The sequence below is a fragment of the Nitrosospira briensis genome (genome assembly GCF_900115125.1).
Taxonomy (GTDB): domain Bacteria; phylum Pseudomonadota; class Gammaproteobacteria; order Burkholderiales; family Nitrosomonadaceae; genus Nitrosospira; species Nitrosospira briensis_A.
Genome location: NZ_FOVJ01000003.1, coordinates 260,988 through 280,134 on the forward strand (window position 1 = coordinate 260,988; position 19,147 = coordinate 280,134).

The 19,147-nt window shown below is 54.4% G+C and carries 16 protein-coding genes; 8 read left to right on the forward strand and 8 right to left on the reverse strand.

Going from position 1 to position 19,147, the window contains the following annotated elements; translation table 11 throughout:
• Window positions 1-194: 194 nt before the first annotated feature.
• The 4 genes from BMZ14_RS09215 to BMZ14_RS09230 form a co-directional block, all read right to left on the reverse strand.
• Entirely contained in the window at window positions 195-473 is a 279-nt protein-coding gene (locus BMZ14_RS09215; RefSeq protein WP_074796956.1) for a hypothetical protein, read from the reverse strand.
• Between the two features lie 283 nt (window positions 474-756).
• Window positions 757-1,320 carry a hypothetical protein gene (locus BMZ14_RS14825; RefSeq protein ID WP_074796958.1) on the reverse strand — a complete coding sequence of 188 codons (564 nt, stop codon included), beginning with the start codon at window positions 1,318-1,320 and terminating at the stop codon, window positions 757-759.
• Between the two features lie 289 nt (window positions 1,321-1,609).
• Window positions 1,610-2,773 (reverse strand): ribonucleotide-diphosphate reductase subunit beta, encoded by a 1,164-nt coding sequence (locus BMZ14_RS09225; protein ID WP_074796960.1) that lies wholly within the window; start codon window positions 2,771-2,773, stop codon window positions 1,610-1,612.
• Between the two features lie 34 nt (window positions 2,774-2,807).
• Window positions 2,808-5,669 carry a ribonucleoside-diphosphate reductase subunit alpha gene (locus BMZ14_RS09230; RefSeq protein ID WP_074796962.1) on the reverse strand — a complete coding sequence of 954 codons (2,862 nt, stop codon included), beginning with the start codon at window positions 5,667-5,669 and terminating at the stop codon, window positions 2,808-2,810.
• A gap of 362 nt (window positions 5,670-6,031) precedes the next feature.
• On the opposite strand from BMZ14_RS09230, the gene BMZ14_RS09235 reads away from it, so the two are divergent.
• Window positions 6,032-6,439: a VOC family protein gene (locus BMZ14_RS09235; protein ID WP_074796964.1), complete on the forward strand. Its 408-nt coding sequence runs from the start codon at window positions 6,032-6,034 to the stop codon at window positions 6,437-6,439.
• An 18-nt stretch (window positions 6,440-6,457) separates the two neighbouring features.
• On the opposite strand, the gene BMZ14_RS09240 is transcribed toward BMZ14_RS09235, so the two are convergent.
• Window positions 6,458-7,555 (reverse strand): rhomboid family intramembrane serine protease, encoded by a 1,098-nt coding sequence (locus BMZ14_RS09240; RefSeq protein ID WP_074796966.1) that lies wholly within the window; start codon window positions 7,553-7,555, stop codon window positions 6,458-6,460.
• A 38-nt stretch (window positions 7,556-7,593) separates the two neighbouring features.
• Here BMZ14_RS09240 and BMZ14_RS09245 point away from each other — a divergent pair, with 38 nt between their 5' ends.
• The 7 genes from BMZ14_RS09245 (at window position 7,594) to msrA (ending at window position 14,892) form a co-directional block, all read left to right on the forward strand.
• Entirely contained in the window at window positions 7,594-8,997 is a 1,404-nt protein-coding gene (locus BMZ14_RS09245; protein WP_256208530.1) for a TIGR03790 family protein, read from the forward strand.
• A 158-nt stretch (window positions 8,998-9,155) separates the two neighbouring features.
• Window positions 9,156-10,193, forward strand: coding sequence for a DUF2278 family protein (locus BMZ14_RS09250; protein ID WP_074796967.1), 1,038 nt, complete (start codon window positions 9,156-9,158; stop codon window positions 10,191-10,193).
• Between the two features lie 234 nt (window positions 10,194-10,427).
• Complete coding sequence (gene argS / locus BMZ14_RS09255; RefSeq protein WP_074797068.1) at window positions 10,428-12,176, forward strand: arginine--tRNA ligase; 1,749 nt, start codon at window positions 10,428-10,430, stop codon at window positions 12,174-12,176.
• Between the two features lie 21 nt (window positions 12,177-12,197).
• The gene (locus BMZ14_RS09260; protein WP_074797069.1) at window positions 12,198-12,803 is read left to right on the forward strand and encodes an SPOR domain-containing protein; all 606 of its coding nucleotides are present in this window, start codon (window positions 12,198-12,200) and stop codon (window positions 12,801-12,803) included.
• A gap of 65 nt (window positions 12,804-12,868) precedes the next feature.
• Window positions 12,869-13,516, forward strand: coding sequence for a thiol:disulfide interchange protein DsbA/DsbL (locus BMZ14_RS09265; protein WP_074796969.1), 648 nt, complete (start codon window positions 12,869-12,871; stop codon window positions 13,514-13,516).
• 16 nt (window positions 13,517-13,532) lie between these two features.
• Window positions 13,533-14,282: an SDR family oxidoreductase gene (locus tag BMZ14_RS09270; protein ID WP_083396733.1), complete on the forward strand. Its 750-nt coding sequence runs from the start codon at window positions 13,533-13,535 to the stop codon at window positions 14,280-14,282.
• A 133-nt stretch (window positions 14,283-14,415) separates the two neighbouring features.
• Window positions 14,416-14,892, forward strand: a complete 477-nt coding sequence (gene msrA / locus BMZ14_RS09275; protein WP_074796970.1) for a peptide-methionine (S)-S-oxide reductase MsrA — start codon at window positions 14,416-14,418, stop codon at window positions 14,890-14,892.
• A 47-nt stretch (window positions 14,893-14,939) separates the two neighbouring features.
• On the opposite strand, the gene BMZ14_RS09280 is transcribed toward msrA, so the two are convergent.
• Genes BMZ14_RS09280 through BMZ14_RS09290 form a run of 3 tightly spaced genes read right to left on the reverse strand, consistent with a single transcriptional unit; the run spans window position 14,940 to window position 19,101 of the window.
• Entirely contained in the window at window positions 14,940-16,184 is a 1,245-nt protein-coding gene (locus BMZ14_RS09280) for a multifunctional CCA addition/repair protein (RefSeq protein ID WP_074797071.1), read from the reverse strand.
• A gap of 29 nt (window positions 16,185-16,213) precedes the next feature.
• The gene (locus BMZ14_RS09285; RefSeq protein WP_074796972.1) at window positions 16,214-17,152 is read right to left on the reverse strand and encodes a complex I NDUFA9 subunit family protein; all 939 of its coding nucleotides are present in this window, start codon (window positions 17,150-17,152) and stop codon (window positions 16,214-16,216) included.
• Window positions 17,149-19,101 carry a transglycosylase SLT domain-containing protein gene (locus tag BMZ14_RS09290; RefSeq protein WP_074796974.1) on the reverse strand — a complete coding sequence of 651 codons (1,953 nt, stop codon included), beginning with the start codon at window positions 19,099-19,101 and terminating at the stop codon, window positions 17,149-17,151. Before BMZ14_RS09290 ends, BMZ14_RS09285 begins: the two co-directional genes overlap by 4 nt.
• Window positions 19,102-19,147 lie beyond the last annotated feature (46 nt).

Here is a 19,147-nt window from a genome sequence, read left to right on the forward strand (position 1 = left end):
AATCGATAAATACCGGGGAACCATAAACGGCCCTGGTTACCCGGCCAGCCCACGCATCTGCTTTTCTGGCGTCCGCGTTTTTTTACCATCGCACGCAGCTCTGCTGGCTCTGGCAGCGGATTATCTACGGCTCTTCTGGAAAAGTATATCGCCGGGTAGCTAAAGTTAAACCTGCGAGAGCAAAAGCCTGCAGATCAGTCCTCGAGACGGAACGACACTTCCCCCGGTTGACCCGTTTCGGGATCAATCCAGTCCGATATACCAATCTCTTCCTCGGCCTGCTCCAGTGTTTCCCCAGGTTCATAATCCGATTCAGCGTTGTATTCCATATCCTGGATGGCTTCGAGTAAGGTAGGAAAGGGACCGAAAACCTTGTCACTCTCCTTTTCATCATGCCAGTAAAAGCCATCTGGACGTTCAACAATGCGGGTGGTGTCGTAATCGCGTGACGCTTGTGGAATTGTATGAGCCATGCCGTACCTCCACTAAGATTTACAGATTGAATTCAAGTTAATCCTAACCTCGTCCGTAAAATTGTACCAGCGTAAATAATTCATGTATAGCGAAGACCGGCTGTTCTTGACTCCCAAATGACACCGGCGCAGTGGGCAACGTGTCCTGGTTGTTCAAGGAGCAAAAAACAGGAGTAAAAAACCTTTGCGGTTTCCAGGAGGAAGCCGGTCTTCATGTGAAAAACCTGCGGATCAGCCTTTCAGCTTGTCAGGTGAGGCTGATCCGCAACGCTGGACGTCAAGCTCAAGAGTTTGAGCCCGAAAGGGGAAAGGGCCAACTTGCGGCAGGGCTGGTGGCTAATTCAGGCGTTTTTTTTTCTGCTGATTTCTTCGTTTTTTTCTCTGATATGGTTTTTGCAGAGGACGTTTCCCCTCCGGATTTCTTTGTGCTCCCTTTTTTGCCTGAATCGGTTTTCTTCGCCGACTTATCTTTCTTTACCGCTGATTTTTTCTCGGCCTTCTTTTCGGCTTTTTTCTCAGCCTTCTTCTTTTCAGTCTTTTTTTCAGCCTTCTTGTCCGCTTTTTTCTCAACAGGTTTCTTGCCTGCTGTTTTTTTGGCCGGGGTTTCTTCTTTTGCCGAAACCTTTTCCGAAGCTGTGGCCGAGCTTTTGGTCGAGGTTGCAGCCCTGGCTACGGGTTTTTTGGCTGGAGCGGCGGTCTTGCCCTCAGACTTTTTTTCCGTTTTTTTTTCATCCGTTTCCTTTGCCGGCGTTTTCTTGACTGGAGCTTCCTTAACCGCAGGCTTTTTTACAGCCGTTGATTTCTTGTCGTCAGGTTTTGTTGCCGCGGGTTTCTTGGTCGTTGCCATTTCCACCTCCAGATTAAGGTTACACGGGATTTACAACTTGCTATGTTTACTACACTTACCGCTACGCAAATATAGACAAACAGGGACCGCGGATATCGGCGAACTGTAACCCCCGGAGCTCGCTTCAGGCAATGCCGCCTTGCCCGCTGTTGTTGCAAGACGGGCAGGCGCATCCGGCTTTCGCTTTCGGAAATTCATGGCATATCACTGCTGACATCAATCAGGCTTTCCCTCATTCAACCAAAAGCTCATTCTTCTCGTGCTGTTTCTGCATGTCAATTTCGTTTCCCTAGTCCCAGCTTAGCACACCGCCAGTCTGATATTCGGTAACACGCGTCTCAAAAAAGTTCTTTTCTTTCTTCAGATCAACCATTTCGGACATCCATGGAAAAGGATTGCCCGCTCCCGGATAGAGAATGTCCAGACCGATCTGCTGACAGCGGCGATTGGCGATATAGCGCAAGTATTCCTTGAACATCGGCGCATTCAATCCAAGCACACCACGCGGCAGCGTATCCTCCGCATAACGATATTCCAGTTCCACCGCTTTCTTTATCAATGCACTGATTTCATCGCGGAACGCCTTGGTCCACAAATGCGGATTTTCCATCTTGATCTGATTAACGACATCGATGCCGAAATTGCAGTGCATGGACTCGTCCCGCAGAATGTACTGATACTGCTCCGCTGCACCCATCATCTTGTTCTGCCTTCCCAGCGCCAGGATCTGTATGAAGCCGACATAAAAGAACATGCCTTCCATGATGCAGGCGAATACGATCAGGCTTCTCAGCAGCTTCTGATCAGCTTCTGGTGTGCCTGTCTTGAACGCCGGATCGGTAAGCGTGTCAATGAACGGAATCAGGAACTCGTCCTTTTCGCGGATTGACGCCACTTCATGATAGGCGTTGAAAATCTCGCCCTCGTCCAATCCGAGTGATTCGACGATGTACTGATAAGCATGCGTATGGATCGCCTCTTCGAATGCCTGGCGCAACAAATATTGCCGGCATTCAGGGTTGGTGATGTGGCGGTAGGTCCCCAGCACAATATTGTTGGCCGCAAGTGAATCAGCGGTGACAAAAAAGCCCAGATTACGTTTAACCAGCCGGCGCTCGTCCTCGGTGAGCCCCTCGGGATCTCTCCACAAGGCGATGTCGCGGCTCATGTTGATTTCCTGCGGCATCCAGTGGTTTGCGCAGGCGGAGAGATATTTTTCCCATGCCCACCTGTACTTGAATGGCACCAACTGGTTGACATCGGCCTTGCAATTGATAATACGCTTGTCTTCCACCGATATGCGCCGATTCACATCTGCGGCCTGATGTTCATCGGTATTCTTCGCTTCAATTCCGTTGGTGCTCCCCGGGCCATCCTGCAGGCTCAGCCTTGATGCAGCGCCATTCATCCGCGGCGTTTCCGATTGCACTGTTTCATCCTCGAATGTCAGCATACTTTTCTCCTTTTATTTACGTCACGAATATTGATCATTGGCACGACTCGCACTCGGGATCATCAATGGAACAATATTTTACGTCGGTTGCAGGTGACGCACTGATGGAAGTGAGGCTCCCTTCCGCAGATACGGCGTTCAAGGCGCCGCCCTTGACCGTGGATTTTTCCGCGGAAGTTGCTCCGAGCGAGCGCAAATAGTAGGTGGTTTTCAGGCCGCGCAGCCAAGCCAGTTTGTAGGCCTCATCCAGCTTCTTCCCGGAAACCCCAGACATATAGATATTCAGCGACTGCGCCTGATCGATCCATTTCTGCCGCCGTGATGCCGCTTCGATCAGCCACTGCGGTTCCACCTCGAAGGCGGTTGCGTAAAGCCGGCGAAGGTCGGCGGGTATGCGGTCTATCTTCCCCAGGGCGCCATCGAAATAATTGAGGTCGGCAATCATCACCTCGTCCCAGAGTCCCAGCTTCTTCAGGTCGTTTACCAGGTACTCGCCAGCCATGGTGAACTCCCCGGATAAATTGGATTTGACGTAAAGATTCTGAAACGTCGGTTCGATGCTCGCGGATACGCCGATGATATTGGAAATGGTTGCCGTCGGTGCAATTGCCAGGCAGTTGGAATTGCGCATGCCGTGATTCCTGATGCGCTCGCGCAATGCGTCCCAATCCAGGGTAGCGGACATATCCACCTCGACATATCCGCCGCGTTCTTCACGCAACAGGTCGAGCGTGTCCTGAGGCAGAATCCCCCGATCCCACAGACTGCCGCGATAGGAGGCATAGCGGCCGCGCTCCGCGGCCATTTCGGTGGAAGCCCAATAGGCCTGGTAGGCAACTGCTTCCATTGCATGGTCGGCAAATTCCACAGCCTCTTTTGAAGCGTAGGGGATACGCAGCATATGCAGGCAATCCTGGAAGCCCATAATCCCCAATCCCACCGGTCGATGCTTGAGGTTGGCATTGCGCGCCTTGGGGACGGCATAGAAATTGATGTCGATTACATTGTCCAGCATGCGCATGGCAATGCTGACAGTGCGCTTCAGCTTGTCTGCATCAAGCTTTCCTTCATGGATGTGGGCTGCGAGGTTGACCGAGCCAAGATTGCACACGGCGATTTCGTGCTCATTTGTATTCAGGGTTATCTCGGTGCAGAGATTGGAGCTATGCACTACCCCTACGTGATTTTGCGGCGAACGGACATTGCAGGCGTCCTTGAAAGTGATCCACGGATGCCCGGTTTCAAAAAGCATGCTGAGCATCTTGCGCCATAGCTGTTGCGCCGGGATTTTCTTGTACAGGCTCAGCTCGCCGCGCGCGACTTTTTCCTCGTAGGCCAGATAGGCATCCTCGAACCGCTTGCCAAACTTTTCATGCAGATCGGGCACGTCGGAAGGCGAGAAAAGCGTCCATTCGCCGTTATCCATCACGCGCTTCATGAACAAGTCGGGAATCCAGGTGGCTGTATTCATGTCATGGGTACGGCGGCGGTCATCGCCGGTGTTCTTGCGCAGCTCCAGAAATTCCTCGATATCCAGATGCCATGATTCCAGATAGGCGCAAACCGCGCCTTTGCGCTTGCCGCCCTGGTTCACAGCTACCGCCGTATCGGACACGACCTTGAGAAAAGGCACCACGCCCTGCGATTTGCCGTTGGTGCCCTTGATACGCGAGCCCATTGCCCGCACTGGCGTCCAGTCGTTGCCCAGTCCTCCGGCGTACTTGGCAAGCAGCGCATTTTCCTTGATCGCCTCGTAAATGCCATCCAGGTTGTCCGGCACAGTGGTGAGATAACAGGAAGACAACTGCGACCGGCGGGTTCCCGAATTAAACAGGGTCGGTGTCGAACTCATGAAATCGAAATTTGACAGCACGTGGTAGAACTCGATGGCGCGCGCCTCGCGATCGATTTCGTTCAACGCAAGCCCCATCGCGACGCGCATGAAAAATGCCTGCGGCAGCTCGATACGCCGCTCCTGCACATGCAGAAAATAACGGTCATACAAGGTTTGCAGGCCCAGGTAGCCAAATTTGAGGTCGCGCCCCGCATCCAGGGTTTTGGCCAGGCGTGGCAGGTCAAACTGCGCCAGACGCTCATCCAGCAACTCGGCATCGATCCCGCGCCTGATGAACTCCGGGAAATACCCGGCATAGCGGTTCGCCATTTCCTGTTGCAGGATTTCTTCCCCCAGCACCTCGAAACGAATGGTATGCAGCAGCAATCGTGCGGTGGCGTAGCTGTAGGCGGGCTCTTTTTCGATCAAGGCGCGTGCCGATAAAATCGCCGATTTTCTTACTTCCTCCATCGGCACCCCATCGTACAGGTCTTTCAATGTTGCCTTGAGTATCAGCCCGGGATTTACCACTTCGCCCAAACCCTCGCAGGAAGATTCAATCACCGTCAGCAGCCGTGCCGTATCCAGCGGGGCCTTGCGGCCATTCTCGATCACATTCAGAATGGCGGCCGGCGCTTCCACCACTCCCATTTCTTTCTGCTTCGCCCGCTTCCGCGCGCGATCCTCGCGGTAAAGCACATAAGCGCGCGCCACATCGTGCTCTCCGGAGCGCATCAGCGCGAGCTCCACCTGATCCTGAATATCCTCGATATGAAAAGTCCCGCCGGAAGGCTGGCGGCGAATCAGCGCATTCACCACATCATCCGTCAGCCGTGCCACCACTTCGCGCACCCTGGCGGACGCCACCCCTTGGCCGCCATTGACGGCGATGAATGCTTTTGTCATCGCAATGGATATCTTGGCCGGCTCGAACGCAGCCACGGAACCATTGCGGCGTATGATCTTGTATTGAGAATATCGCGAATTCTGTGTGGAAGGGGCAGAAGAAAACTCGTGCCCGGATACGGTCGCGTGGTTTGTATTGTTTGTGGCAAGCTGCATCTCCGATTCTCCTCATCTATATGGGAAATCTGCTTTTTCCCGGGGTTGAAGCTGGGATGCTGCGGTACTGCCATACCACAACATCTAGTATTCAACTTCGATATATTTTACTACTGCTAGTGCGTTGGGGCCATAGTGCTATATTTTTTGATGTGTGTCAAAAATTTTTTCGAGTGCCTGGATTTAAAGAATTACCAAATGAACGCCAAGCCATTGCGACTCCTGTGTGGTAGTAAAAGGCAGTAAAAAAACAGAAAAACATGGCTACAGCAAACCCATTCCATTCACTCCGTACTACCATGAACTATCAGGGAGGCACGGCGGAGCGACGCTCATTGCTGATAATTTAAAATGGAGGGATTATGGCTACCAAAATTTTCGTGAATCTGCCGGTAAAGAATCTGGACAAATCGGTGGAGTTTTTTACCAGGCTCGGCTTCACGTTCAACCCTCGATTTACTGACGAGACTGCCACTTGCATGATCGTGGCGGACAATATATTCGTCATGCTGTTGATCGAGGACAAGTTCAAGACTTTTACCCCCAAAGAAATTTGCGATGCGGCGAAGAGCACAGAAGTGCTCCTTTGTCTTTCTTCAGAGAGCCGGGAAAAAGTCGATGAAATGGTACGCAACGCAGTCGCTGCCGGCGGTGCAACCTACAACGAGCCACAAGACCACGGTTTCATGTACGGGCATGGATTTCAGGATCTGGATAGTCATATCTGGGAGATCGTCTTCATGGAACCTGATGCAGCAAACCATGGCTGAAAAAGTGTATTAACCCCTCTACGGCTCGGGGGTCAATTGACGCGATTGCCTGGCCATTTCCAGCGCATCGCGGATCTGCTCGGGTTTGTTGGCGCGCAGTCCTTCCGCCAGGGCGCGCGATGCGTCCCTGCGGCGCTCGGCATACTGGCGCAGCATTTCCACGGTGGCGGCGGAAGGCAGGGCAGGATCGGGGGGCAGATGGGAAAGCTGCTCAAAACTTTCTTCGTAACGGTCACCGACAGCGATATCGATGCGCCCCGCAAGCTCGTCGAAGGAAACGCCCCCTTGCTTGCCCTCGTCCAGTATGTTCTGCCATGTCCGGGTGATCGCGGCATCGTCCCGTAGGAATTCTCCAATCTCCTGGCGTGTCAATACCTCTTCACTCCATCGATAAGTGCGCACGGGGATCTGGGTGACCAGGATGATAATCGCGAGTGCAAAAGCGCCGCCCGCAAGCAGACGGGTGCGGCGGAGTCGACGGGATGAGCCGCGTCCGCCTGCCTCGGCAGGTCGTGCGAATATCATCGCACCCAATATTCCAGCCGCAAACCCACCGATATGGGCAGCATTATCGATACCGGTAATTAGAAGGCCGAGAACAAGGCTGACGGCTGCAAAGCCGGCAGCACCCCAGAAAAACCAGCGGAAATCACGTGGATGGAGATTGCCGCGCTCACGCCACATAAAGACCAGCAGGGCGCCACATATGCCGAAAATGGCCCCTGACGCGCCACCGGAGATGGCCAGCCCCCTATGTGCGACGAGCGACAACAGGTTGCCCGCCAGACCGCTGGCAAAATAGATGCACGCGAAGCGCACGTGTCCATACATGCGTTCGACAAGCTGGCCGACGTCCCAGAGCGCACAAAGATTCAACGCCAGATGGACAACGCCAAAGTGGAGGAACATCGCACTCCCCAGCCGCCACCATTCCCCGTCTTGCGTAGCCGGGCCAAAATTGGCTCCCCATGCCAACTGGACGCTATTGGAAGAGTGCCATAGACCTGCGCCACCGGCGAGCATGGCCGCAAAAACCACGAGATTGATCACTCCGAGCAGTTTCGTAACCGGCACTGCGGGAATTTGCTGATGAAGAAGATCGTGGAGAGGCAGCATTGGATAGTGGACTCGTTCTCCTGGAATCATTATCATGCATGACGATGAAATTTGCTTATGCAATAAGAGAGGGGAACAGCTCTCTAATCCCGATTTGCGCAGCCCGGTTTCGCGGATTCCTCTCGACTTGGAGAGGCGCCGGGGGCGTAACGCTTACAGGTAATCAGACGGCGTCAAGCCGTGATGGTTGCAAAAGCCTTTTTTCCACGATAAAGCTTTTCGCGCCGCTTGCCAGCACGCTGCTCGCTATCCTGTTGCTTGCACCACCGCCCGGAATTGCCCAAGCGCGGGTTCAGTTACCGCACACGGCACTGACTCCCGAAGATATCGCGGTCATTATTAACGACAGCGATCCCCTGTCACGGCAAATTGGCAGTTATTACCAGAAGGCGCGCCATATTCCCGAAGGCAATGTAATCCATCTGGAGTTCCCCGCTGGCCACAGCGCATTGTCAAAGGAAGAGTTTCAGCAACTGAAGGCCGAGATTGACCGGATGGTACCTGCCCATGTTCAAGCCTACGCCGTGGCCTGGACCCTTCCCTACCGGGTGGGATGCATGTCGCTGACGTCCGCATTGGCCTTCGGCTTTGACGAGAGCTTTTGCTCCCTCGGTTGCGGGCCGACGCAAGCCAGCCCCTATTTCAACTCTTCCAGCTTTGATCCGGCAAGCGATCACCAGTTGCGGCCCGCGATGATGCTCGCCGGCGTCGACTTCGAGCAAGTCAAGGCGCTCATTGACCGGGGTATTGCCGCTGATCACAGTTTCCCGCACGGTAGCGCCTATCTGGTGAAAACGCCAGACAAGGAGCGTAGCGTGCGAGCCAGTTATTTTGAACTGGCTGCAAAAGAGCTGGCGGGTGTTTTTCCCATTGAAATTCTGGAAACCGAAGCAATTTCGGACCGCGACGACGTGCTTTTTTATTTCACGGGATCGGTGCACGTGCCGCAACTTAATACACTGGATTTTCTGCCGGGGGCCTTGGCTGATCATTTGACATCAGCGGGCGGCCAGCTCACGGATTCAAACCAGATGAGCAGCCTGCGCTGGCTGGAAGCAGGCGCCACCGCGAGCTACGGCACTGTGGTGGAGCCCTGCAATCACATGCAGAAATTTCCTTTTCCGGCTATTGCAATGTTTCACTACGCGCTCGGCGCAAGCGCCATCGAGGCTTACTGGAAGAGCGTGGCGTGGCCGGGGGAGGGCGTATTCGTGGGTGAACCGCTGGCCCGGCCATTCGCTCCCGAATTGCGCCAAATTCGTGCCGGACAGTACGAACTGCACATCTTCTCCCCAAGCGACAGACGGCTCCGGTTTGAACAGTCCCGTTCGGCGGCAGGGCCATTCAAGCCTCTTGCCCAGCGGCCGCGGTTGCAGCGCGGCGCCAACACCGTGCGCTTTAATTTCGCTGAAACAGAAGGCTACCTCAGATTGCGATGGTGAGGGGCGAAAGAAGGCATATGCTCCGATACGCATGGTCGAATTCCTGGCAAAGACGGGATAAGCCAGGAGATGCGGTAAAAAATGTTTTCCGCAAACCGGCGAATTTGAGGCTATTCTTAATCTGAGCATCGCTCGAAGTAATTGTCTGGGAGGAAAACATGCCGCTGAATAGTTATGGCGTTTTGAAAGGCAGGGCTATTTCCCGCCGCCTCGGTTCGGGGTCTTCACCCCACTACCAGATCCACATCGTGGATGAGATCGGCGTCAATTATCGAATAGCGATCAACGTGAAATCTCAATTGGCGCCATCCGAGTTGATGTATCACATCAAATCCCACTTCATCCACCCGCTCACGGAGGTCGTGTCCGTTCTACCCAGCGGCTTTAACCGGCTTGCGCCAAATCCCGAGTCGGGCGCGCTTGATCTTATCCGAGGCAACCTGGTGCAGGCGGGACTGATGACCCCCCTCCCGCATGATCTGCCTGGGCCTGATAATGATCTGAATGAGAAGCTCGACCAGATCGTGCAGCGCGCGATGGCGGATGAGGAGGCGCTGGTCTATGCCTTCGGTGAAAGATGGGGACCGGAGAGCAATAAAGCAGACAAGTACTTCGGATTTTTACCTGGTAACGGCATTCATGATATTCATATGAACCAGGGTAATGTGGGCAGATTTATTGCGGATGACGGGGTATGGCAGGACGGCGGCCTGCTTTTTCAGTTTCCCCTTCAGCAACAGTGGACAGCGGTTTTTTTGAAGTTCCAGTCGCAAAGCTGGCATACGGACGATGTAACGGGGCATACATTGAGCGCTGGAGAGGAACACGAACCCATCAACCCCGACCCGGTTGTGCCGCAACCCACGGAATCACTACCTGACGGCTTGGTGCGCATTATTGCGGCGCTGGTCAATTCCAAAGAATCGCCCGAAAAGGAGTGGGTTCAACTACTGAATGCCAGTGATCGCGTCATTTCGCTAGCGGGCTGGCACTTGGCCGACAAGCAGAAAGCGAAAATGCCGTTGAGCGGAACGCTCGAGCCCGGCGCCACGCTTCGTGTCGAGGTGCAACCGCCCGCTGCCTTATCCAATAAGGGCGGTATCATCACGTTGCTGAACCAGAACGGGTTGAAGGTGCACGGGGTATCCTATACAAAGCAGCAGGCGAATCAACCCGGCTGGACCATCGTCTTTTAGCGATCCTTTGCAGGCGTCCCGCAGGCGAAAAGGACGGGGTCAGTGAGTCCCTTTTTTGCCAGGAACCTGCGGGCGTAAGGCGGTAGGCATCGCTCCCGTGAGGGGAGCGGACTACCGGTTTGCTGCGTTCCGCCTATCCGCCTATTCACGAAGCAATCCGGGTAAATCAAACTGGCAAGCGTAATTCATGCCAACGCCGCTATAATGAGGGCTGCACATTACCGCCATGTGGCCATGATTTCGCCAGCACAGCCTGATTTCAAATCCCACTTCACCGAACTTCTGCACCCAACCCTTACCGAATTGGCGCCGCCGAGCGTGGGCGTGAACATAGAGTTCGCCCGCCCCCGGCAAGCAAGCCATGGCGATTATGCTTGTAACCTGGCGATGCAGTTAGCCAAGCCGCTGCGTAGAAATCCACGTGAGATCGCTGCGCTGTTCGTCCATGCGCTATCCGCCTCACCTTATCTGGAGAAAATCGAGATTGCGGGCGCGGGTTTTATCAACCTGTTTCTCAAGACATCCGCCAAGCAGCAGTTTCCGCGTCATGTGTTGGAACATGGCGAATTGTTCGGACATGTCAATATCGGTGCGGGCAAAAAGATTCAGGTGGAGTTCGTTTCGGCCAACCCGACCGGACCTCTGCACGTGGGACACGGCAGAGGCGCCGCATTCGGCGCGAGCCTGGCCAATGTGCTGGCTGCAGCCGGCTATTCTGTGGCACGCGAGTATTACGTCAATGATGCCGGCAGACAGATGGATATTCTCGCCTTATCCACGTGGCTGCGTTACCTTGAGCTGAATGGAGTGACTTCACGTTTCCCTGGCAATGCCTATCAGGGCGAGTATGTACGCGATATGGCGAGGCTGATATACAAGGCTCATGGGGGGCGTTATGTGCATGAGCCTGACTTGCTGTTCGATGGCCTCGCGGGGGAAACGGGCGACAATACCGAGGCCGAGCTCGACGGACTGATTGCCAACGCAAAAAAATTATTGGGACAGGATTATGCGTATATCCACAATTTTGTCCTGACGGAACAGCTGGGGGATTGTGGCAATGACTTGATGGAATTCGGCGTTGTTTTCGATACCTGGTTTTCCGAGCAATCCTTATTTGCCAGCGGTGCTGTCGCGCATGCGGTTGAATTGCTCGAACAAGGGGACCATCTCTATGAACAGGATGGGGCCACGTGGTTCCGCTCAACCGATTTTGGCGATGAAAAAGACCGTGTGGTACAACGGGAAAACGGGCAATTCACCTATTTCGCTTCCGATATCGCCTATCATCTCAACAAATTCGAGCGCGGGTTCGAGCGCGTCATCGATGTCTGGGGAGCTGATCATCACGGATATATACCGCGTGTGAAAGGCGCGATGAAAGCATTGGCGCTCGATCCCGCGAAGCTTGAAATCGCGCTGGTGCAGTTCGCAGTGCTTTACCGTAACGGCAAGAAAGCGCCCATGTCCACCCGCTCCGGTGAATTTGTCACCTTGAGGGAATTGCGCAAGGAAGTAGGCAACGATGCAGCGCGGTTTTTTTACGTGCTGCGTAAAAGTGATCAGCATCTGGATTTCGATCTGGATCTCGCCAAGTCGCAAAGTAACGAAAACCCTGTTTATTACGTGCAATATGCTCATGCAAGAGTCTGCAGCGTGCTGGAACAATGGGGCGAAGATGCTGCGGTGCTGATTACTGCGGATATGAGTCCGCTTGCGAGTACCGTGGAACTGTCCCTGTTGCAAAAACTGATCGATTATCCGGAAATAGTGGAAGCGGCGGCAAAGGAACTTTCCCCTCATTTGATAGCCTTCTATCTCAGAGAACTGGCGGGTGAGTTTCACAGTTACTATAATGCTACGCGTTTCCTGGTGCCGGAGGTTCCGCTACGGCTGGCCCGGTTAGGTCTGGTAGCCGCGGTACGGCAAGTATTGAGCAATGGATTGAAACTGCTGGGCGTGACCGCACCAGCCAAAATGTAAATGATATTCGACAGGTTTTCCATGAGCCGAGATTATAAAACCCACCCTAACTCCTCATTTCCTGGCAAAAACGGAAACGTCCTCCTCCTGGGGCTGTTTATCGGCTACGCGCTAGGCCTGCTCAGCGCCATCGGTACGTGGATGTATATCAACCAGGCACCGAGTCCGTTTATTTCCCAAGACAAGCCCGCCGATAGTCTGGCAGCAAAAAACGCTGCAAACCCGATTGAAAAAGAACTCCTGGGCCATGGTGTCGAAGCCAAACCGGCTGCCGCCGCGGACGCCAAGCCGCGTTTTGAATTCTACAAGATACTGCCGGAGGCCGAGGAGGCGGTGCCGGAGCGCCAACTCAAGCAAGCCGCTCAGCCGTCTTCCTCTCAGGATAAGTATTTTCTTCAGGCAGGATCTTTCCAGAAAGCCGACGATGCCGACAATTTGAAAGCGAAACTGGCGATGCTCGGGGTGGAAGCATCGGTTCAAGCGGCCGATTTGCCGGAAAAAGGTATTTGGCACAGAGTACGCGTGGGACCTTTTGCCAGCGTCAGCGATAGTGACCGGGTCCGTGCATCACTGCAACAAAACGGCGTGCAGAGCAGCCTCATCAAGTCACATGAAGGAGCACAGTAAGAGGACGTTTTATACCGCGGTAGTCAGCGCGAACAAATATATAGTCTATCTCCAGGAGAAAAAATATGAATTCATTGCGTTTGCTTGCAGCGGTACTTTTACTGGTTGGCATAAGTGCAAGCGGTATCTCCGCCGCCCGGACCGAGATTGCGGAAGGGAGTGATTACACCGTTCTGCCCCATCCTCAGCCAACCGACAGCGGGAAAAACATAGAAGTCATAGAGTTCTTCTGGTATGGCTGCCCCCACTGCTACGAACTGCATCCGCGAATCAAGGCCTGGTTGAAGCGCATGCCGAAAGACGTAAGCTTCCGGTATGTTCCGGCCATCTTTCGTGCAAACTGGGTTCCCGGCGCAAAAACGTTTTACGCGCTGGAAGCGCTTGGAGAAAAAGACAAGCTGCATGACAAGGTTTACGACGCCATCCATCGCGACAAGACTGATCTCTCCAAGGACGAGGTATTGTTCGACTGGGTGGCAAAGCAGGGAATAGACCGGCAGAAATTCATCGACGCCTACAATTCCTTCTCCGTTCAGAATCAGGTGTCGCGGTCAACCCGCATGTCGAAGGATTACGGCCTTACGGGCGTGCCGGCCGTAGTGGTGGATGGGAGATACATGACCAGCGGAAGAATGGGGAGCACACCTGAAGATACCATTAGAACGCTGGAGGAGTTGGTCGAGAAAGTGCGCAAGGAGCAGATAAGGAAATAGCGCGAATTTCCAAGCGTTGAAAGTCATCATCAGCGGCGCGTCCAGCGGACTGGGCAGGGCATTGGCGCAACACTATGCCGATATGGGCGCCACACTTGGGCTGATTGCAAGACGCGGGGATTTATTGCAAGTCCTTGCGGCGGAATTATCTTCCGATGTGTCTGTCTACGAAGCCGATGTTCGCGATGCGCCGGCTATCCGTACGGCTGCGCAGGATTTCATGTGCCGCCATGGCTGTCCCGATATCGTCATCGCCAATGCCGGCATCAGCCGTGGAACGCTTACCGAATACGCCGAAGATACTGTAGTTTTCGAGGACATCCTCGCGACTAACGTCGTCGGCATGATCAATCTCTTTCAGCCGTTCACTGCTGCCATGCAGAAAGCCGGGCAGGGCAGCCTGGTCGGTATCGCCAGTGTCGCGGGTTATCGCGGCCTGCCCGGCAGTGGCGCCTACTCGGCTTCCAAAGCCGCCGCTATCAGCTATCTGGAAAGCCTGCGTGTCGAAATGCACGGTAGCGGCGTATCCGTCGTCACCGTTTGTCCCGGCTATATCGTTACGCCCATGACGGAGAATAATCCTTTCCGTATGCCCTTCCTCCTGCCAGCGGAAGACGTTGCAAAAAAAATTGTGCACGTTGTCGAGAGCAAGACGTTGTTCGCCGTGATTCCCTGGCAAATGGCAGTCGTTGCGCCAGTATTGAAATTACTCCCCAACTTTCTTTATGATCGGCTGTTCGCCCATGCGCCGCGCAAACCGCGATAGCCGGTACACGAAGAACAGTTAACGCATTATTTTCTGCTGCGGCTCACCTATGTACCGACCTATATACCAACTTGGGTACCGATAGGTATACAGTTATAATTTTCAAACCGGACAACCTCAAGGGGTGACGACAATGACGGAAAAAGCGATTTTTGGAGCAGGCTGTTTCTGGGGCGTTGAAGCTGCGTTTCGGAACGTCAAGGGCGTGAGCGAGGTAATATCGGGATATTCGGGCGGACATTTCAAAAACCCAGGCTATCACGACGTGTGCACAGGTAAAACCGGCCATGCGGAAGTGGTGCAAGTGAAATATGATCCCTCGCAGGTTGACTACGATACCTTGCTCCACGTGTTCTGGGACTGCCACAATCCTACTACGCGCAACCGGCAGGGGCCGGACGTAGGTACGCAGTACCGCTCGGCAATATTCTTCTACACGCCCGAGCAGGAGGCCGCGGCGAAGGCATCCAGGGAAAAATTAGAGCAAAGCGGTCGATGGCGCGAGCCCATCGTGACCGAAATCTCTCCAGCTGCCGAATTTTATCCGGCCGAGGAATATCATCAACGCTACCTGGAAAAGCGCGGTGTCACAGGGCACTGCCATACCTGACGGCCAGGCTTGCCACGGTGTCTTGCAAGGCGGCAGAAGCGAGCTTCTCAAGAATTTGCTTGAGCCAGGCGGTTTCTGATTTCGGCGATGCGCGCTTCGCTTACTCTGGTGTTGATTGCAACTGGCAAGCGGGCGGGGTCGGAAATCGCGCCGGACAACTCCGCTGCGATTGCGCCTGCATCCACGCTTCTGGCGGCATTTGCCGCTTCGCGTAATCGCTCAGCTTGGGGATAAGGCTTTTCGGCATAGCCCGGCCGGCCGTGAAAGTCGCACGAGCAGGCTTGCAGAAATTCTTCGAAGCGTTCCGGCTTGCGATAGGCATCCACACCCTGAAGCATGTTGGCAATGGTGGCAGCCCGCAGCTCCGCCGCGCGATGCACGTCTCCATGGTAGCGTGCGACCAGCAACGCCAGATCGCGGACGTCGTTAGGGACTTTGATGCGCTCACATAAGTTCTGTACCAGTTTCACGCTGCGTGCTTCATGACCGATATGACGAGGCCACTCTTCTGGCGGGGTCGTGCCTTTGCCGAGGTCGTGGGTAAGTGCGGCAAACCGCACCGCGAGGGAATAATTTTTGGATGCGGCGTAATCGATTACCATCATCACGTGCACGCCGGTGTCGATTTCCGGATGGTGCTGCGGCGGCTGGGGTACACCGAACAAGGCATCCACTTCGGGCATGATGCGCGTGAGCGCGCTGCACTCGCGCAGCGCATAAAACATTCGCGAAGGACGCTGTTCCATCAATCCACGCGCAAACTCCTGCCAGACCCGCTCCGGCACCAATGCGTCCACTTCACCGTTGTGTACCATCTCGCTCATCAGTGCAAGCGTTTCCGGAGCGATGTGAAAGCCGAAGCGTGCGGCAAAACGGGATGTTCGCAGCACCCGTACCGGATCTTCAGTGAATGCCGGACTTATATGGCGTAGTACGCCGGCTTCAAGGTCGGCTATGCCGTCAAACGGATCGATGATATTGCCGTCCTGATCCTTGGCAAGGGCATTGATGGTAAGATCTCGCCGCGCCAGATCCTCCTGCAGCGTAACTTCAGGGGATGCATAAACTTCAAAGCCTTTGTATCCGCGCGAGATCTTGCGCTCGGTCCGGGCCAGCGCGTATTGTTCCTGGCTTTGAGGATGAAGGAAAACCGGAAAATCTTTTCCTACCGGGCGATAGCCAAGCCTTATCATCTCGTCAGGCGACGACCCGACGACGACGTAATCATGGTCTGTTACCGGCAGGCCGAGTATCTCGTCGCGTACGGAGCCGCCAACCAGATAGGTCTTCATGGCTGATTTGCCTCCGGGTTTCAGAAACGTCATCTTCCCGCCCAGTGCCGAAGGTGATCGTAACGTTCGCGTGGAGTCTGGTGCGCCAGATACAAGGGTGCGGCTTCTTCCAGTGCGGTAGGACGAATACCCCAGGCTTCCGCAAGGGCATTGTACTTTTCGCAATCACACACGTTGTCCACTTTCATCGAATAGTAATTATCAAGCGTCATGAGTTTTCCCGGCAGTATCTCCATTACTGCCGCTTCAAGATGGGAAAGGCCGTCGCCGAGGCCAATGATAGCCGGATCATTTCCTGTGACGTGTGCCGCATATTCCACAAGCTGCCGCAGACTGTAGCATTTCGGACCGCACAGATCGTAACTCCGGCCGAAAGTATTCGGGTCATTCAGGCTCAGCGTAAATGCCTGCACCACGTTTTCAACAAAAATCGGCTGGAATTTGGCTTCGGGACATGCGAGGGGCAATACCGGCAATTTCCCCAGTCTGGCAAATAAATTAATCGATGAGTCTCCCGAACCGAATATCACGGATGGCCTGAAAACGGTTACCGCCAAGCCTGATGTCATCACGACGCTTTCGCCTTCCGCCTTCGAACGAAGATAGCCGCTCCGCTGACTGGTATCCGCATTCAGGGCACTCATGTGCAATAAGCGCGTAATTCCGTTTCGTTTACACGCTGCCACGATTTTGCGCGGTAATTCCACATGAGGCGTCTCGAAATCACCATGAAGAACACCGACGAGATTGATGACTGCATCCATGCCAGCAAGCAGCCTGTCAAGTTCCGCATCGTCGTATGTATTCGCCTCCACCAGATCCACCGTGGGAATAACCAGGAGCTCCTTGGAGCGTTCATAGTTGCGGGTGGGAACACGCAGATAAATTTCCTGATCGGTCAGGAGATTCAATAGATGCCCCCCGACAAACCCGCTGCCGCCGAAAACGCAGACATTATCGATTTTCATGGCGCCACTTCCTCCTGCGAAAGTTTTTCCACCCCCGATCTGGATGCCACTATGCCAAGCCGGTTCTTCAAGGAGGTTAACTGATGACCGAAGCTCTTCGCATAATACATCGAGTTGCTCATGACTTTTTTCACGTAGTCGCGCGTTTCATTGAATGGGATGGTTTCTGCAAAAATCGCGCCTTCCAGCGGTTGCTTCTCGTCACGCCATTGAAATATCCGGCCGGGGCCTGCGTTATATGCAGCGGAAGCCAGCAGCGGCTGATTGCCGGATAGCGTCAGAACATGCTTGAGGTAGTAGGTGCCCAATGTCAGATTGGTATTTACCTCGGTCACAAGGGCTGGACGATATTTTCGAACCCCCATTCTTTTCGATACCCATTTTGCTGTACCCGGCATCAATTGCATCAGGCCCATTGCGCCGGCGCTGGATCTGGCATCGCTTATGAAACGGCTTTCCTGGCGGATAAGTCCGTATACCCAGGCTTCGTCAAGCTCCTGCTGTTTCACGATATTACGCAGCGCGTCGCGATGAGGCGCGAGGAAACGCAGGCTGAAATCATGATCCTGTACCGTTTTTTCCGCTGTATTGATGGCGCGGTCGTAGATTCCATTGCGCCGGGCAACCTCAGCGGCGGCCAGCAGCCGCCGGTCGTCCAGATCGCGAATTGCCCATACCCATTCCCGTGTGGCCTCTGTTCTGAGGTTCAGCCGATACAAGGCGAGCGCCCTTTTGATTCCTGGCAATCGTTCGATTGCGGCAATTTCCTTCTTCGTGGGTTTATAGGATTCCGCTGGAGCGCCGATCGTTACGCCCAGATCCTCTTCCGCCAGTTGGCCGTAAAAATTATGCTCCGCGCTCAAGGGCGCGAGGATGACGTTGGCTTCCGTTGTCTTGCCTCTGGCTTTCAAGGCGCGCGCTTTCCAATAACGCCATACTCCCGCCTGCTGTTCGGGGGTAGACATGGCTTCGATGGTTTCCAGCACCAGGTCCCAGTCTCCCGCGCGCAGTGCAGCGCGTGTTTTCCACCCCAGTTGCGCATCCGACAGGGGCACTGGCGCAGTGGTGCTAGCCGCCTCCATAAACCAGTTCAATGCAGAGGGATTGAGCCTGCGTGCCGCCTGATCCGCCAGTTGCAACAGGAAATAGGAATGCTCTGCTTCGCTGAATTGCTTGTTTATCCTCGGCCAATACGCGTAGGCTTGATCCGGGCTGCTGCGCACCAGGCGCAGTACGGCGAAAAGCGCGATTTCCCGATCACCGCGAGTCTTGATCTCGTGCCGGTGCCTTTCCAGGTAGCGCAGGGGATTCTCGGCCGCGGAAGCGAGCTTGCGTTCATCGAGCGCCTGATTCTCCGGCAGGTATTCATTGATGCGTTTAGCTACGCCCACGTTGCCAGCTTCGAGTGCCAGGCGCAGGCGCGCCCATATGTCTTCCTCCGTCAAGGCTTCAGCCGTAACCATCGCATCGAATAAGGGGGTGCAGCTTTCCGGCAGGTCGCGTGCGTTGAACCAGAGCGGGCGTGCTTCAGTGAACGCACTGCTATCGTTGGCCGCCAGGCGCTGTTGAAAGGAATAGCAGATAAGCTCGGTATCCTTATTCATCAGATCCGGGTACCCCTTGGCAAATGATTCCCATTCCTGCGCCTTGCCCAAAGTCTTCAGCCATTCGGCTTTCAGGCGGTCACTCAAAGGGCTGTCCGGATAACGGTTGAAAAACTCCTCGATCGTTTGGGTGCTCACCGTTGTATTTTCAAGCTGCGGGCGCAACTGATAATAGCTTACATACGGTTCAAGCACATGCCCTCGCAGACGCTGCGAAAATATCGCCATACGCAAGGCATCTCCCGCCTGGAACGCTTGCCTCATGGCCATGAAGTCGTCATCCTGGCTCGCCGCCAGGGTTCCCGCATAAATCGCAAAAAACAGGCCCGCCAACAAAATTCTCATAAGCTGCTATATATAAAGTAATTGAGATGGAAAATCGAATGGATTC